General features: G+C 41.8%; 15 protein-coding genes. 10 read left to right on the top strand and 5 right to left on the bottom strand.

The window, feature by feature from the left end; translation table 11 throughout:
* The first annotated feature begins 626 nt into the window (after positions 1–626).
* Both FD724_RS00605 and FD724_RS40495 read left to right on the top strand, forming a co-directional pair.
* On the top strand, positions 627–2,216 hold the full coding sequence (locus tag FD724_RS00605) for a glycoside hydrolase family 57 protein (protein WP_179071236.1): 1,590 nt from the start codon (positions 627–629) through the stop codon (positions 2,214–2,216).
* A gap of 118 nt (positions 2,217–2,334) precedes the next feature.
* Positions 2,335–2,469 carry a hypothetical protein gene (locus FD724_RS40495; RefSeq protein WP_256874411.1) on the top strand — a complete coding sequence of 45 codons (135 nt, stop codon included), beginning with the start codon at positions 2,335–2,337 and terminating at the stop codon, positions 2,467–2,469.
* Positions 2,470–2,696: 227 nt separating this feature from the next.
* Here the strand turns inward: FD724_RS40495 and petA are convergent, their stop codons facing one another.
* A complete protein-coding gene (petA, locus tag FD724_RS00610; protein ID WP_179071237.1) occupies positions 2,697–3,698 on the bottom strand; it encodes a cytochrome f in 1,002 nt (333 codons plus the stop codon).
* Between the two features lie 106 nt (positions 3,699–3,804).
* Positions 3,805–4,344, bottom strand: a complete 540-nt coding sequence (petC, locus tag FD724_RS00615) for a cytochrome b6-f complex iron-sulfur subunit (protein ID WP_114080194.1) — start codon at positions 4,342–4,344, stop codon at positions 3,805–3,807.
* A gap of 228 nt (positions 4,345–4,572) precedes the next feature.
* Here petC and FD724_RS00620 point away from each other — a divergent pair, with 228 nt between their 5' ends.
* Positions 4,573–4,881: a DUF3067 family protein gene (locus FD724_RS00620; RefSeq protein ID WP_114080193.1), complete on the top strand. Its 309-nt coding sequence runs from the start codon at positions 4,573–4,575 to the stop codon at positions 4,879–4,881.
* A gap of 72 nt (positions 4,882–4,953) precedes the next feature.
* Here FD724_RS00620 and FD724_RS00625 read toward each other — a convergent pair whose 3' ends face one another.
* Entirely contained in the window at positions 4,954–5,286 is a 333-nt protein-coding gene (locus FD724_RS00625) for a tRNA-binding protein (protein ID WP_179071238.1), read from the bottom strand.
* Positions 5,287–5,331: 45 nt separating this feature from the next.
* Positions 5,332–6,126, bottom strand: coding sequence for a twin-arginine translocase subunit TatC (tatC, locus tag FD724_RS00630; protein WP_114080191.1), 795 nt, complete (start codon positions 6,124–6,126; stop codon positions 5,332–5,334).
* 496 nt (positions 6,127–6,622) lie between these two features.
* Between tatC and FD724_RS00635 the strand changes: the two genes are divergently transcribed.
* From FD724_RS00635 to FD724_RS00660, 6 genes are all read left to right on the top strand, one after another.
* On the top strand, positions 6,623–6,853 hold the full coding sequence (locus tag FD724_RS00635; protein WP_179071239.1) for a hypothetical protein: 231 nt from the start codon (positions 6,623–6,625) through the stop codon (positions 6,851–6,853).
* 67 nt (positions 6,854–6,920) lie between these two features.
* Complete coding sequence (locus tag FD724_RS00640; RefSeq protein WP_256874412.1) at positions 6,921–7,850, top strand: SDR family oxidoreductase; 930 nt, start codon at positions 6,921–6,923, stop codon at positions 7,848–7,850.
* Between the two features lie 803 nt (positions 7,851–8,653).
* Positions 8,654–9,991, top strand: a complete 1,338-nt coding sequence (locus FD724_RS00645) for a P-loop NTPase fold protein (protein WP_179071240.1) — start codon at positions 8,654–8,656, stop codon at positions 9,989–9,991.
* Positions 9,961–15,153, top strand: coding sequence for a hypothetical protein (locus FD724_RS00650; RefSeq protein ID WP_179071241.1), 5,193 nt, complete (start codon positions 9,961–9,963; stop codon positions 15,151–15,153). Before FD724_RS00645 ends, FD724_RS00650 begins: the two co-directional genes overlap by 31 nt.
* A gap of 60 nt (positions 15,154–15,213) precedes the next feature.
* Positions 15,214–15,444, top strand: coding sequence for a DUF433 domain-containing protein (locus FD724_RS00655; protein ID WP_179071242.1), 231 nt, complete (start codon positions 15,214–15,216; stop codon positions 15,442–15,444).
* A complete protein-coding gene (locus FD724_RS00660) occupies positions 15,441–15,794 on the top strand; it encodes a DUF5615 family PIN-like protein (protein WP_179071243.1) in 354 nt (117 codons plus the stop codon). The genes FD724_RS00655 and FD724_RS00660 overlap by 4 nt, the downstream gene beginning before the upstream one ends.
* An 87-nt stretch (positions 15,795–15,881) precedes the next feature.
* Here FD724_RS00660 and FD724_RS40500 read toward each other — a convergent pair whose 3' ends face one another.
* A complete protein-coding gene (locus FD724_RS40500) occupies positions 15,882–16,067 on the bottom strand; it encodes a hypothetical protein (protein ID WP_256874413.1) in 186 nt (61 codons plus the stop codon).
* Between the two features lie 500 nt (positions 16,068–16,567).
* Here FD724_RS40500 and FD724_RS00670 point away from each other — a divergent pair, with 500 nt between their 5' ends.
* Positions 16,568–17,077, top strand: coding sequence for a helix-turn-helix domain-containing protein (locus tag FD724_RS00670; protein ID WP_179071244.1), 510 nt, complete (start codon positions 16,568–16,570; stop codon positions 17,075–17,077).
* Positions 17,078–17,098 lie beyond the last annotated feature (21 nt).

The following is a 17,098-nucleotide window of genomic DNA, read 5'->3' on the forward strand; positions in this document are numbered from 1 at the left end:
GGGTCTTGTATTTGTGATTAGAAAATAATCGTGCGTAGGCGTAGCCGTTGTAGACATCGCCTGCTATGCAAAAGCTCTAGAATTCAGCAATAGCAAATATATAAAAATTATTATTGCAAGATTATCTCATCAGATTTGGATTTATTATTTGCGATCGCGTAGCGTAAAGCCTTCTCTTCTCCTTCTCCTGTCGGAGACGCTGCGCGAACAGAGACGCTGACGTATAGCTTGCTTCCACGAAGTGGTAGGAGAGGCTTGTCTACGATACTTTTAAGCACTATTACTTATTGATAAATTGTTCATGATTCCAACCTGTCACTGATGCTCCTGAAGTAAACTCTCCCAGGAGGAGACACCAAAGGCGATCGGTAATAACTGTCTCTGTTGTTGAACCTGAGTAAATATTTTCAGTACAGGCTTATACAATAAGCAAATAGGCAGGTTTTACAACTAGTTAACAACAACACGCAGTGGGTGCATAACGGCATAACATTGTTGTGTACTTAGACACACTATATTTAACTCAATTGAAAACTATTCTTACGATCCCCATAAAGTCTTAAAATATTGTTAATTTCAGCCAAACCTCTCGACCTTCAACTTACAAGTATCACCCCAAAATCACTATGTCTATCGGCTACGTCGCGCTTGTACTCCACGCACATCTGCCCTTCGTTCGTCACCCGGAAAGTGACTACGTGCTGGAGGAAGAATGGCTCTATGAAGCCATCACAGAAACCTACATTCCATTATTGAAAGTATTTGAAGGCTTAAAGCGAGACGGTATCGACTTTAAAATCACGATGAGCATGACACCTCCTCTCGTGTCAATGCTCCGCGATCCTCTGCTTCAAGAACGTTATGAAGCACACTTAGCCCAACTAGAAGAACTTATAGCACTAGAAGCAGAACATAATGTCAACAACGGGCATCTTCGTTATTTAGCCGAACATTACGCTACTGAGTTTAGCGAAGCGCGTCAGCTATGGGAACGCTACGACGGTGACTTGGTGACAGCTTTTAAAGGGTTCCAAGACAGTAACAACCTGGAAATCATCACTTGTGGCGCTACTCACGGCTATTTGCCGTTGATGAAAATGTATCCAGAGGCGGTGTGGGCGCAAATCCAGGTAGCTTGCGAGCATTACGAGCAAAACTTTGGACAAGCACCTAGAGGCATTTGGTTGCCGGAATGTGCCTACTATGAAGGTTTAGACCGGATGCTAGCCGATGCGGGGTTACGCTACTTCCTCACAGATGGGCATGGCATCCTTTACGCCCGTCCCCGTCCGCGCTTTGGGACTTATGCGCCAATTTATACAGAAACTGGTGTTGCTGTCTTTGGTCGAGATCATGAATCTTCCCAACAGGTATGGTCTTCTGAGGTGGGCTATCCTGGGGCGGCGGAATATCGAGAATTTTATAAAGATTTGGGCTGGGAAGCAGAATATGAGTACATCAAGCCCTACATCATGCCCAATGGCCAACGGAAAAACACGGGCATTAAGTATCACAAAATTACAGGGCGTGGCTTAGGGCTATCAGATAAGGCACTCTACGATCCTTATTGGGCTAAAGAAAAGGCAGCAGAACATGCTGATAATTTTATGTATAACCGAGAGCGGCAAACTGAGCATCTCTATGGTATAATGCAACGCCCGCCAATTATCGTTTCGCCTTATGACGCAGAGTTATTTGGACATTGGTGGTATGAAGGCCCCTGGTTCATCGATTACCTATTCCGCAAGTCGTGGTATGACCAAAAAACATATCAAATGACCCATTTAGCAGACTATTTGCGAGATCAGCCAACGCAGCAAGTCTGTCGTCCTTCACAGTCGAGTTGGGGTTTCAAGGGTTTCCACGAATATTGGTTGAACGAAACCAATGCGTGGATTTATCCGCATTTGCACAAAGCTGCTGAACGGATGATTGAAATCTCGCATTTGGAACCAGAGGATGAATTGCAGTGGAAAGCGCTTAACCAAGCGGCGCGGGAACTGCTATTAGCACAATCTTCTGACTGGGCATTTATTATGCGGACGGGAACAATGGTACCCTATGCAATTAGACGGACGCGATCGCACCTAATGCGATTCAATAAGCTCTATGAAGATGTGAAAGTCGGTAAAGTTGACAGTGGTTGGCTAGAAAAAGTCGAATTAATGGATAATATCTTCCCCGAAATCAACTATCGCGTCTACCGTCCGCTATAGCCTCACATAAAAATAATCAACAGCAGTAGGGTGGGCATTGCTCACCCTATATTAGTAGTGAGGAGCATTTATTTTACCAACAACAGAGCAAGCCTTAGCTTGTGTAAGGGTTTGTCAAATGCTGTCAAATCTTTACAAAGACATCCGCTTATTTCGCTTTGACGACAAAATCGGAAAAATTTATATTTTATCTGCGGATGAACTGCAAATCATTGTTTATCGCAATGGCGAATGGGAGTTTGTCAATAAATAGATTACCAGCGACGTATACATCTGGGTGATTTTGGAAATAAATCCGTAGCGCATTTCTTGCATAAGTCGTTTACTAGCAGTTAATAGCGTTTCATTTTAATAATGATACAAATACGTTGGTAGGCGTACAGCAATTTGTATAAGTCCCAAATTTCTAAATTTCGTGTAACTAACGTTAAAAAAGACAGGCATATTGCCTGTCCTAAAAATAATGATTTAGCAAAGAATTTAGAAATTCATCTCAGCAGCTTGAACTTTCTCAACCTGCTTCTTCTTCAGAACCAGCATAACTTGAGCCAACATCACAAGAGCGGTGAACGCAATCATCCATTTGACTCTAGAGGAATCTTGCAGTACGATTTCTGCATCTATTTGACCGAATCCACCAACATTGGGGTTGCTGGTCAAAGCATCACCAGTCTTAACTGCTTGCCCTTCGGAAACGAGCAGGTCTGGCCCTAAAGGAACCGTATCAACAACAACATCGCCAGATTCAGGTTGGATGTTTACTAGATATTTGACGTTACCATCTCCATCTTCCTCTTTGGCAATCTTGGTAATTGTGCCAGTCGCGGAAGCGTTGTAAACAGAGTTGTTGCTCTTTTCGCCAGTAGGATAAACTTGTCCGCGTCCCCGATTACCACCTACGTGAACTGAATATTTACCGAAGTGGATGTTTTTGTCGGTTGCGGGGTTGGGAGAAAGAACTGGGAAGATGATTTCCTGATACTGTTCACCAGGTAAGGGGCCGACGATGACGACATTTTCTTTGTCTTCGCTGTAGGGTTGGAAGGCAGTGTCGCCAATTTCTTCTTTAAGTTCCTCAGAAATACGGTCTTCGGGAGCAATCTTAAAGCCTTCAGGTAGCATCAGTACAGCACCGACGTTCAAGCCAACCTTAGAACCATCGGCACCAACTTGCTGGGCGGACAGATCGTAAGGGATTTTCACTATAGCTTTGAATACAGTGTCAGGTAGAACCGATTGAGGAACTTCTACTTCTGTAACTTTGGCGGCTAAGTGACAGTTGGCACAAACAATCCGCCCGGTTGGTTCGCGGGGGGTTTCGGGATAGGTTTGCTGTGCCCAAAATGGATAGGCGGCAGCTGATTGAGGAAGGGCTAGATCGCTGGTGAAGTAAAATGTCACAGTGGCGATCGCTATGAGCAATGTTTTTACGATCGCTCTAGCACTGCGAGTTAACCTCGCTGTTCGGAAAACATTTCTCATCTCTAATAAGGGCAACGATTGAATTTGTCATTAGTCATTGGTCATTAGTCATTAGTCATTAAGCCCTGAACAAAGGACGAATGACTAAGAACTAAGGACAAAATTATTAACTCCACCAAGGTGCATCACCGGTGCGGAAGTCGGTTTCTGTCCAAGGGGTCAAAACGATTTTGTCGTCGCTTACATTGGTATGGGCTAAAGCCAAAGACAGTGGTGCTGGGCCCCGAACAACCTTACCGGTTTCGTCATACTGGGAACCATGACAAGGACATTTAAATTTGTTCTCAGCAACGTTCCAGGGGACGACACAACCTAAGTGGGTGCAGATGGCGTTAATGCCATAATCTTTGATCGCCTCTTTGCTGTCTACCACAATATAGGTAGGATCTCCCTTAAGTCCTTGGACTAGGTTGCGATCGCCTGCATTCCGGTTTTCTAGAAATTTGGTGACGCTAACATCGTTACCTAGCTCATCTTTTGCCGTTGTACCGCCACCAGCACCACCAGCAGCTGGTGGAATAAAGTAGTTGACAACGGGATACAATGCACCCAGAGCTACTCCAGTGACAGTCCCAAAAGTGAGCAGATTCATGAACTGACGACGACCCATATCGGGCACGTCTGCTGATTCAGAAAATTGAGCCATAATCTACGCGCTCTTTGTGTATTTTGTTAAGCATTTTGACAAAAGTACTGTACTTGAGGAACTCTTGTCTAAGTCGAAATGCTAGCGCTCACAACGATGCCATACTTCTTTGTTCCAAGATATAAAAAGCATCTTTTCTGTTAGCATTACATTTCTTTATATCCTTATCATACTGGAGTCACGGAACTTAACATCATAACTAAATGTAAAATCTGATTGAGAAAAGCTATGACAGGACAGGAATTACGTCAGATGTTGCTTGATAAGTGGGGATATTCTTATGATGTCCAGTTTCGGCGGGCACAGGGAAAGATATTTTTGCAAGTAATGTGGAAATATCTGGAGCAAGCTTCTTTTCCCTTGAGCGAGGTAGAGTACCAAGAGCATCTTGACAGCATTGCTAATTATCTTCATGCCTTGGGTGGGTCAACGCAAGTACAAACATTTATTGCCCAAACACGCGATCGCCCCCGGCTTGGTAAAGCTGTTAGCATTCCTCTAGATTTGGGTGAACGTTCTTCGGAATGGATATTATGACCCGTTATTGCATTAACATTAATAATTTCTTGGGTAATCACAGTGTTTTTTATACAAAAATACCATAATGTCCTATAAAACTCTTTTGCCTACAGCTACATCTCTATCTGGCTGAATTAATACAACTTCTCCATCATCTAAAACCACTCCCAAGACTAAAACTTCAGAGATGAAATTGGCTATTTGACGGGGTGGAAAGTTAGTCACAGCTAATATTAATCTGTTGATTAATTTCTCTTGGTCATAAAGTTTAGTAATTTGGGCACTAGATTTTTTAATGCCCAAATCGCCAAAATCTATCCACAATTTATAAGCTGGTTTTTTTGCTTGAGGAAATTCTTCGACTTTAATGACTTTGCCAACATGAATCTCGATTTTTTCAAAATCACTATAGCTAATAAACATTTGCTCAAAAACTCAGCATTAAAATCTTTTTACCTATTTTCTATGTTATTTGCCTGTAAGCTTCACCAGCCCAACACCACCGAAATAAAGCCCTAAAACGGCTCCTGCTAAAAGACTTTGAGTTAGAGGATCAGTCGAAGGTGTAAGCACGGCTCCTAAAACTACTGCTCCCATAATCACGTAACGCCAACCAGAAACCATCCGTTCAGACGAGACAATATTCAAATTACCGAGCAACAATTGGATGATGGGAATTTGAAATGCTAAACCAGTGCTGAATAACAGTAGCAGCACAAATTCAAAATATTTATCTATCGACCAAAGTTGTTCAACTACATCTGCTCCGTAGCTGATGAAAAATTTCAAAGCTGCGGGGATAAGGAGTAAATAAGCAAATGCTAAACCCGCACCAAACAGTACACTCGAACCCAAAACCACAGGCCCCAGTAAACGGCGTTCGCGGCGAGTCAATCCTGGAAGCACAAATTGGATAATTTGGTAAAGAATGAAAGGGCTAGAAAGTACTAAACCAGTGTAGGCTGCAACTTTGAAGGAGACAAAGAAATATTCTCCGGGTGCAAGTTGGAGAAATTTTACTCCTTGCGCTGGAACCTCAAGCAGCTGGACAATCGGCTTAACGGCAAAGAAACAGCCAATAATACCTATCGCTACGGCAATCAGCGAATAGAAAATGCGCTGTCGTAACTCTTCTAGGTGGTCGAAAAGGGACATTTCGACTTCATCGGGCAACTCATTAAGAGGATCTGTGTCTGAATTGCCATATCCTTCTGGATCGATGTTGGGAACGTTTACAGTATCTACGTCTTGTAAAGGCGGCATGAGTCAGCTAGTAGGCAACATTTATAACTGAGTGCTAAGTAATAAGCAAGATTTTTCACTTAGGACTTGGAACTCAGCACTCTTCATTATTTTATCCGGGGAATGCAGCCACCATGATATGTTTTTGAATGCTGTGGGTTTTTTGTCCTGTTTTTTAGGGTTGCATCTGCATAAGTTAGTAGGAAGCCATCTTGTAGGCAATGCCTAACCTAAAAAAGGGTGGAACTGATAATTTAGAAATCACGTCTCTGCGGCTAGTAGTCTGTCCCATTAATTTTGCTAGGTTTGTAGTAAGCACTTTAGTGCTTGAATATTTGGGGACTAAAGTCCTCACTACAAGCGTATTTACCCCTCAAATTTAATGAGACAGACCACTAGTAGCGCTGGGTAAATTCACACAACATCAACATATAATACTCAGTTTTAAAAATCCGGTTCATCAAGGTGGCATCTATACATACATAGCGCAATCGGAAATTTTTAGCTGAGGTTGAGTATGAAACGGACAATTTGCATTGTCATGATGGCATTGCCTGTTTATTTATACAATGTTGGACTAAGTAATAGTCTTAGTAGTGATGTGACAATTGTCAAAAACCAGCCTCCGATAATAGCTGCTCTAATTGCTTACAGTACAAATGCTCCGTCACGCATATTACCTTGGCAAATATCAGCTAGAGATGACCAAACTGAAGATTGTCTTCGGTTTGGTACTTGCAAAGATTGATATTAATTGGGAATTGCCAATTGGGAATGGGAAATTGGGAATTGGGAACTTGTACTGAGCGCAGTCCTTGGCGCAGCCTCTTGTAGAGAAGTATTGGGAATTGGTGATTCGTAGTCCAAATTATAAAAAAAGAAAATTAATGGTTGTAGAACATCAACGTACAGTGGTGGTTACGGGAGCATCAACAGGAATTGGCCAAGCGTGTGCTTTGCTTTTAGATCAGTTGGGCTTCTCTGTTTTTGCTGGCGTGCGTCAAGATATTGATGCTCAAACACTTAAGCAGAAAGGATCACCAAGACTCATTCCAATTTTTTTAGATGTTACTGATGCTGAATCGATCGCATCTGCGGTTGATAAGGTAACAAATGAAGTCGGTGGTACTGGAATTTTAGGTTTAGTAAATAATGCCGGAATTGCTATCCCTGGGCCTTTAGAATTATTAGCGATCGCAGAATTTCAACACCAGATGCAGGTTAATGTCACCGGACAATTAGCGGTGACACAAGCATTTCTTGGTCTTTTACGCCAAAGTCGGGGCCGAATTATCAATATGGGTTCCATTGCTGGTAGGAGTCCTACGCCGTTCTTAGGAGCTTACAATGCTTCTAAGTTTGCCTTGGAAGCACTCACTGATGTCATGCGGATGGAATTACGTCCTTGGGGAATCTCGGTTTCAATTATTGAACCTGGTTCCATTGCTACCCCAATTTGGGAAAAGTCCCTAAGTCAATCTGAGGTAGCACAGCATGACTTACCACAATCGGCACAAAATCTCTACGGTCAAGCAATGAATATTGTCCGCAAGAAAATGCAGATTCTCGCATCTAAGGGAATTTCTGCGGATATTGTCGCTCAGACTGTTGTTCATGCGCTTACTGCAAAGCAACCCAAGACGCGCTATCTGGTTGGCTCAGATGCCAAACTCGGAGCGGTGCTAAAGCATATTTTGCCTGATAAGCTACATGACCAGATAATTTTATACTCAATGGGATTGTAGATTAGCGATCGTCAATACTTCAGGGGTAGGGCGTGTTTTCAAACTACTCGTTTAGCCTCCTAATTTTTTAGATCCCCCTAAATCCCCCTTAAAAAGGGGGACTTGAAGAGATTTTTGGCCCCACTGACTTTTATAAGGTGGGTTGGGGGGATCTAAGACTTTGAAAACATGCCCTAGTCACTCTGAATTTAAAAGCTGTCATGAATAAAAGCATGGTTTTCATCAATAAAATTATGCTTTTATTCAATAAAATCGTTCTTGTCATCAACAAAATCGTTCTCGTCATCAATAAAATCGTTCTTGTCATCAACAAAATTCTTCTCGTCATCAATAAAATCGTTATTTTTGTAACTAGAGGCAGAATCTAGTCAAAAATTAACTCTAAATTGAAGTTGTAATTAACCAATGTTTTTGCTAAAAGTCTTATGTTGCAAGGATTGTAGATTATTCTCTCGCAAAAATGATAAAAGTTCTTTAATAATTCAAGCTGATGACCAGTTCAAGAGAGCTACAAGATTGTACTTCACAGTACCTTTTTTTATGTTGGATATTTTTAATATTGATAAGATGAGCTTATTGAATATTAGATAATTTTGCTATTTGTACTTATAGTAGTATTTTTGCTTACTTTAACTAAAATCTCAGCATTACTATGTGCTACATCTAACTTATGTACAAACAATTAACCGAAATTCTGCTAGTTTAGTTAGTAGTTTGATTAAAATAAAGCATAAATTTCCTAAAATCAATATATTTATTCAGTAAATTTTGTCATCCCCATTCTTGAGTGAACTTGATTAGTTATGCTCCTAGATTTAGAAAGATTTTATCAGGCTTGCAATCCGAGCAGACCTCTAATCATAGGAAACGCCAGCGATCGCAGGTACTATATCGATTTTGCTGCGGTGCGGGGTGGCAAAATCATCGAAGCTTTGCAGCGCACGATCGCTAAAATATCGCCCGATGAACCAACTTGTCAGCTATTTACCGGACATCTCGGCTGTGGAAAATCAACGGAGTTGTTGCGCCTCAAAGCTGAATTAGAAGCGCAGCAATTTCATGTAGTTTACTTTGAGTCTACCCATGTCTTAGAAATGGCAGATGTGGATGTGACTGATATTTTGTTGGCGATCGCAGGCCAAGTAAGTGAAAGCCTAGAAGCCATGAAAATTAGGCTCAAACCTGCTTATTTTACCAAGTTGTTTGGTGAAATTGTAGATTTTCTGCAAACACCAATTGACCTGGGGGTAGAAGCAGAGTTGTCTGTGGGAATTGCCAAAATTACAGCCAAAACTAAAGAAAGTCCGCAATTGCGGCGGCGGTTAAGAGATTATTTAGAACCGCGAACAGCAAATATTTTACAGTCAATTAATCAAGAATTGCTAGAACGTGCCATCAGGGAACTAAAAACCAGAGGTAAAAAAGGACTGGTGGTTATTGTTGATAACCTGGATAGAGTTGCAATTCGACCTTTACCATCGGGGCGATCGCTGCCAGAATACTTATTTATTCAGCGTGGTGAACAGTTACGCAAACTAAATTGCCATGTAGTCTACACTATTCCTTTAGCTCTGACTTTCTCCAACGATAGCGCCGAACTTCAACATCGTTTGGGGGGAGGAGTTGCACCAAAAATGTTACCGATGATACCTGTACGTCTGCGCTCTGGAGAGATTTTTCCTCAAGGGCTAGCACTGTTGCGGCAAATGGTACTAGCTAGAGCTTTCCCAGACATTTTACCTAGCAATCGGTTAGGCTTAATTACAGAGGTGTTTGATAGTTTGGAAACCTTAGATCGGTTGTGCTTGATTAGTGGTGGTCATGTCCGCGACTTGCTAGGGTTACTGTTTGACTGTCTGCGAGAACAAGATCCACCTTTTGAGCGGGAGTGTGTTGATTTGGTGATTCAAAGACAGCGAGATTACCGAGCTAACGCTATCGATCCTCATGAGTGGGAATTAATCTTTCAGGTGGTGCAACAGCAGAGAGTTAGAGGTGATATAGAATACCACACTTTATTGCGAAGTTTATTTGTATTTGAATACCGAGATCATCAGGGAGCTTGGTTTGCCGTCAACCCAGTTTTAGCAGAGACGGAAAAATTTAAATCATGGTTGAACGACACCCACAAGCAGATATAAGAGCGGCTAATGAGCGAGCTTTACGCAGTTTGGGGAGAGCAATTGCCCTTTCTAGCGGTCAGTTTTCCCTAGTTTTGGTGTGCTGCAATTATCGAGTTTTGCAAGAACTTATGCTGCAACGACTCGAAGAACTCTCTTCAGGAGTACACCATATTCAAAAAGTAATTCTGCCGCATAATGCTAGAAGTCTTTACACAAGTATTCATTTACAACTGGTAACTGAAGATAATCCGCCATCAGCGTTGATGATTTTGGGTTTGGAGTCAGTAGATGGAATTGACGATTTACTGAGGTCTATCAATCATATTCGTGATGAATTTCGCAAACGCCACCCATTCCCGATGATTATGTGGGTGAATGAAGAAGTGTTGCAAAAGGTAGTCCGTTTAGCACCAGATTTTGCGAGTTGGGCGGCTACACCGATTCGGTTTGAGATGACAACTCAATCATTACGGCAATTTTTGCAACAGGAAACGGACGCTTTATTTGCCACGGTGTTACCAAGCGATGCTGGACAACACCAACCTCCTCAAGTTGCCAAGCATTATTTCACTGTGGAGCAAGTCTGGAAAAATAGCTATGAACTCCACTTTGCTATTGAAGAGTTGCACAATCGTGGGATTACCTTAGAGCCAGAATTACACGCTAGTTTAGAGTTTGTTTTTGGTCTAGATAATTATATTAGCGATCGCATCAGTACAGCTTTAAGCCATTTTCAGCAAAGCTTACAAGTTTGGCAAAAGTTGGAGGAAATAGGGGAGGCAGGGGAGCAGGGGAGCAGGGGAGCAGGGAGGCAGAGGGGCAGGGGGGCAGGGGGAGATGAGAGGGTATTTTCTTCGTCTGCGCCTCCTAGTCGGCCATCGCCGCTACCTCTGCGACAGGGAATCTTGCTGTTTTATATTGGGCTATGTTATTGCCGTTTCGCAGAGCAAAATCAAACAGAAAATCGTCGTCATTGGTACACAGCTAAATCTTATTTTCAGCAATGTTTGAATGTTTTACAGGTGGCTGGACGTTTAGATATAGTTGCTGGGTTTATTAGTCAACTCGCTGAAGTTTTGCAATATCTGCAAGAGTGGGAAGAATTGCAGACTGTTGCTCAAAAGTCTCTGGAGTTGCATCAAACTTATGGTAGTCAAATTCAATTAGCTTGTGACTACGGTTTTCTCGCACAAGTGGCTGTGCAGCAGTCGCGGTGGGTACAGGCGAGTATATTAGCCCATGTATCGCTGCTGAAATTAGGTGAAGCCCAAAAGCATAACGACCCTTATAACTGCTTATTTCCCTTACTGTTAGCGCAAATTTACTATTTAGTGTTAGCGAAAGCACAGAGAAATTTGGTTGAGCTAGTAATCGCTCATGAATACTTAGAAAAAGCAACAAAAGAATTGCCAGCAGCTTTAGAAAGCAGTGCCCATCAATACGATGCCCATCGTTATATTCGCTTATTGCGGACACTGCGATCGCTATACTTTGAAGAAGGGCGCTATCTGGAAGCCTATTACATTCGGCAAAAACGGCGTTCTGTTGAGCAACAGTATGGTTTTCGGGCTTTTATTGGTGCAGGACGCTTGCAACCCCAAAGACAGGCGACAAACCCAGCATTGATGTCACATTCTGGGAGTAGCAGTGTTGCTTTAGAAATTGCGGCTTCTGGTCGGGAGCGTGATATTAATAACTTAATTGGGAGAATTAGCCGCGCCGATCAAAAGCTGACGGTGATTCACGGTCAATCAGGGGTAGGTAAGAGTTCTATTGTCACTGCTGGTTTAGTTCCAGCACTGCAAAATCGAGCTATTGGCGATCAAATAGCCGTGCCTGTAGTATTGCAAGTTTATACCGATTGGGCGCGGGAATTAGAGAAATCTTTAAGTGAAGCGATGTTTAGTGACGCATCCCTTGCCGTCTACGCTGATATTAATCTAGAAGCAACCATTGAAGCGGCGGAGATTTTGCCCTACTCTCCTACACCCATCACCATCGTCAGAATTTTACAACAACTCAAACAAAATGCTGATAACCACCTGATCACAGTTTTAATTTTTGACCAGTTTGAAGAATTTTTCTTTGGTTATAGCGATCGCAAGCAGAAGCAAGAATTTGATAAGTTTATTAGTGATTGTCTGAATATCCCCTTTGTCAAAGTTATCCTTTCCTTGCGAGAAGATTACTTACATCGTTTGTTAGATTTTAAACATCTTTCGGCACTGGAAGCGATTAATAATAATATTCTCGACAAGCATATTCGCTACCAGTTGAATAATTTTTCGCCAGAATATGCTAAAGCAATTATTCAAAAATTGACCGAGCGATCGCAGTTTAATTTAGAACCTGCCTTAATCGATGCCTTAATCGAAGATTTATCCACAGAATTTGGAGAAGTCCGCCCCATTGAATTGCAAGTTGTGGGAGCGCAAATTCAAGATGAACGCATTACTACTCTAGAAGAATATCAGCCATATAGGCCCAACAAACTCATCGAGCGATATCTTAAGGAACTGATTAAAGACTGCGGCCCAGAAAATGAACGAGCCGCGTTACTCGTTTTATATTTATTAACAGATGAAAGTAACAACCGACCATTTAAAACTCGTGCTGAATTAGCGGCGCAGCTAGCAGAATTAGAAGATGCCAGCAAATTAGAGTTAGTATTAGACATTTTAGTAAGCTCCGGTTTGGTAGTACTATTCCCTGATGTACCAGAACGCTATCAACTTATTCACGATTATTTAGTAGACTTGATTCGCTACTTACAACAACAAGAATCGAGTTTACAGGTACAACTAAATCAGTTGCGTCACAAAGTAGAACAAAGTAAAGCTGAAATTGACCGACTTAAGAGCGAACTTAGCCAAAAAACGCAGCGTTCCACATTAATAGATTCTTATCCTCAACAAGGATTAGATTTATTAACAGAATTGCGAGAATTACACAAGCGAGAAGAATTAAGTCAGTTACAAATTGAGCAATTACGAGCTGAACTAAAAGAAAAAGAATTAACAGCAAAACTTGCAGAAAGTCAAAAGAAACAAAGGCTCAGTGAAGCTCAATTAAATCGTTCGTTGAAAATTGCCCTAACTGCTTCCATTCTTGCCATATTAGGATTAAGCGTTTCCATAGTAACAGCAGTAGATAGTGAAATTAAAACCCTTAGTGCATCCAGTGAAGCCCTCTTTGCCTCACAAAAAGGTATTGATTCTTTAAAAGAAGCTTTAAGGGCGGGAAGAAAATTACAACAAATAGTTTGGGTAGATTCCTACACAAGAGAGCAAGTACAGACGGCGCTTTATCAAGCCGTTTCTGGGTTAAGAGAATATAACCGCTTAGAAGGGCATCTATCTGGAGTAAATAATGCTACATTCAGCCCTGACCGTTCTTTAATTGCCTCAGCCAGCGCGGATACTACAATTAAACTTTGGCTTCCCGATGGTAGCTTGTTCAAAACCTTATCTGGGCATGAAGATGTAGTTAATAGCGTCAGTTTCAGCCCCGATGGTCAAATTGTTGCTTCCGCTAGTCAAGACAAAACGGTAAAACTTTGGAGTCGAGAGGGTGTACTACTTGTGACTCTATTAGGGCATCAAGGTGTAGTGAATAGTGCTAGTTTTAGCCCAGATGGACAGATTATTGCTTCTGCAAGTACAGACAAGACAGTAAAACTGTGGAGTCGGGATGGAAAACTGCTCAAAACCTTGCTAGGACATGATGGTGCAGTTTTGAGCGTTGCTTGGTCAACCGATGGACAGACTATTGCTTCTGGGAGTGCTGACAAGACAGTGAAATTGTGGAGTCGGGATGGTAAGCTGCTCAAAACCTTGCAGGGACATGAGGATGCAGTTAAAAGTGTAGCTTGGTCAACCGATGGGAAAGCGATCGCTTCAGCTAGTTTAGACCAGACAATCAAACTGTGGAATCTAGAGGGTAAATTACTGCGAACCCTATCAGGTCATAGTGCTGGAGTTACCAGCGTCAGTTTTAGCCGTGATGGTAATACCATAGCTTCCGCAAGTACCGACGAAACAATCAAACTTTGGAGTTTTGAAGGTGTGCTGCTAGGAACCCTGAAAGGACATAATAATTGGGTTAACAGCGTCAGTTTCAGCCCAGACGGTCGCACCCTAGCTTCTGCAAGTCGGGACAAAACTATTAAACTCTGGCATTGGGATGATGTGTTATTGCGAAAACCCAAAGCCGATAATGATGACTGGATAACTAGCATCAGTTTCAGCCCAGGCGATCGCACCTTAGCAGCAGGGAGCCGAGACAAAACTGTAAAACTATTCAGCCGCGAAGGTAAACTAATCCGCATATTTACAGGGCATCAGGGTCAAGTTTGGGGGGTTAGTTTCAGTCCAGATGGTCAAGCGATCGCTTCGGCTAGTAAAGATCAAACAGTGAAGCTTTGGAGTGTTGACGGTAAACTGCTCAACACCTTGCAAGGTCATAATAGTACCGTCTTGAGTGTAGCTTGGTCGCCTAATAGTCAAGTAATTGCCTCGGCGAGTAAAGATAAAACAGTAAAGCTTTGGAGTCGAGACGGTAAGCTTCTCAACACCTTGGAAGGACATAAAGACGCAGTAAATTGGGTAAGTTTTAGCCCAGATGGTAAATTGCTAGCCTCAGCCAGTGATGATAAAACCGTAAAAATATGGAGTTTAGATGGTAAATTGCTATACACCTTAATTGGTCATAGCCGCCGGGTAAATGGGGTTGCTTGGTCGCCTGATAGTCAAGAAATTGCTTCAGTTAGTATTGATAGCACCGTGAAGATTTGGAACAGAGACGGTCATCTGCTAAATACTCTTGCAGGCGATGGCGATAGTTTTATTAGTGTAAGTTTTAGCCCCGATGGTAAAACTTTGGCAGCTAGCAGTGATGACAAAGTGAGAATTTGGAACCGCGAAGGGACATTACTGATTGCTTTGAAAGGTGATAAGCAAGAGTTAACCAGCGTCAGTTTTAGTAATGACGGTAAGACTTTGGCTGCGGGTAGTGGTAATGGTACAGTGATTTTCCAAGATTTGGCAGATATCCAACTGGAAAAACTACTAACACGGGGTTGCGATTTGCTGCATGATTATTTGCAGACTAATCAGAAGGTGATGAAGAGCGATGGTTTTACCAACACCAGGGGCGATCGCGCCTTGTGTTCTGGTAGGTGATAAAAAAGAATGACGAAAGGCGTTATATATATTAATTATCTATCCAAAAAATCCTAACTCATGCAAAAGATCGTATCCGATCCAAAAATAATGATGGGCAAACCTGTCATTTCAGGAACTCGTATTACAGTTGAATTAATTCTCGAAAAGCTTGCTGCGGGTGAAACATCTGAGCAAATACTAGAAGCGCATCCGCGACTTAGCGATGAAGGAATTAAAGCAGCTTTGGCATTTGCGGCTCAAGCTTTGCGGTATGATGTGGTTTATCCAACGATTGAGAAAGCTTCTTGAAGTTTTTAGGGGACGAAAATTTAGATTGGCAAATCGTTGAACGTCTGCGGTTGGATGGTCACGAAGTTTTGTATGTTGTGGAAATGGAACCAGGAATTCCTGACGATGAAGTTTTGAACTTAGCTAATAATGAAGATGCAATTTTATTGACATCAGATAAAGATTTTAGTGAGTTAGTTTTCCGTTTGCGTAGAATTGCAGCAGGCGTGGTGTTAATTCGGTTATTCGGTTTATCTCCGAATGATAAGTCAGAAATTATTACCAATGCCATTAATAAACACGCAGATGAATTATTAGGAGCTTTTACTGTTATTTCATCTAAAACTATTCGCATTCGTAAAATAACGTGAATTTTACATGCGATCGCAGATGCAATGAAGAGTGCAAGCTATTAAAAGGCTTTAAGGTAAATCCCAAGGGCGATCGCGCCTTGTGTTCTAGTAGGTGATGGAGATTTTTAATGCAGTAGATAATTGGCGCAAGCGATCGCTAACTTCTAAGTTAGACTCTTGCGATCGTAATTCTGGTGGGATCTCTGCCAATAAAAGTGGATTTTCTTGCAACCATTCGTTAAGTGCAACCCCCATCCATGTGCCTTGCTTTTCTCTAAAACTATCAATCAAGCCCTTGAGTTCTTGAATACAGTACGATTCAAAACCTGATGCTTAAAAAATTGCAGCACGCAAATACTCTTCAAAAGCATTAATATCATTTTCGACTTCAAATATTACATCATCTTGGGGAGATTGAAATTCGCTGGAAACATCTATAGTAATTTTTGTGGCAACATTAATAATAGGTGCTACGATTCCTTTTATTCCTAGAATATGTTGTCTTGTCTCAGGATTATAGAGTAATTTATAACCATATTTTGCATATCTTTTGAGGACTTGAAAAGCGGCTTCTTCTCCCGTGTAATAGTTATCGACTATTTCAATATCTACACCAAGGCTCTTAGCAATTTTATCGCGGGCATCGCTATTAAGCGGAGCGCGAATTAATACTTCTGCAACTGGACGAGCAAAACGTAAAAATAGTACGCTTAAGCTATTTTCTAGCTTATACCAATTTAATATGAAGCTGCATATAATAGAGGAAACAAACTCGATAAATTAAAAGAACCATGAGCCGCCCTTTTAAGATTGAAATCGCAGAGAGCGAAGAAGAACTTAAAAAACGTTTACAAACAGCGAATTTAGGAACCCAGAAAGAAAAGCTTATTATGCTGTGGTGGATAAAAAGCGGGCAGGTTAAAGAGCAGCAAGATATTGGAAAACGCTTGGCAAGAGATACTTCAACGGTCACGAGATGGTTGCAGAAGTACAAAACTGATGGGATATCAGGCTTATTAGAAATCAAAAAAGCACCAGGAGCAAAACGGAAAATCGATGATGCTGCGATCGCAGCACTTGAGGAGGAGTTAAAAACAGGAAAAGGCTTTAGTAGCTATGGTGCAATAGTTGAGTGGTTAAAAGAAGAACATGGACAAGATATAGAGTATGCAACGGTTTATGCGTGGGTTCGATATCGATTGGGGGCAAAACTAAAAGTGCCTCGCCCTCAAAGCCATAAGCAGGACGAAAAGTTGGTATCTGAGTTTAAAAAAAACTCGGTATCATACTCAATTGTCTAGAAGAACATTTAGCACCCGGCA

The sequence above is a fragment of the Nostoc sp. C057 genome (assembly GCF_013393925.1).
GTDB lineage: Bacteria > Cyanobacteriota > Cyanobacteriia > Cyanobacteriales > Nostocaceae > Nostoc > Nostoc muscorum_A.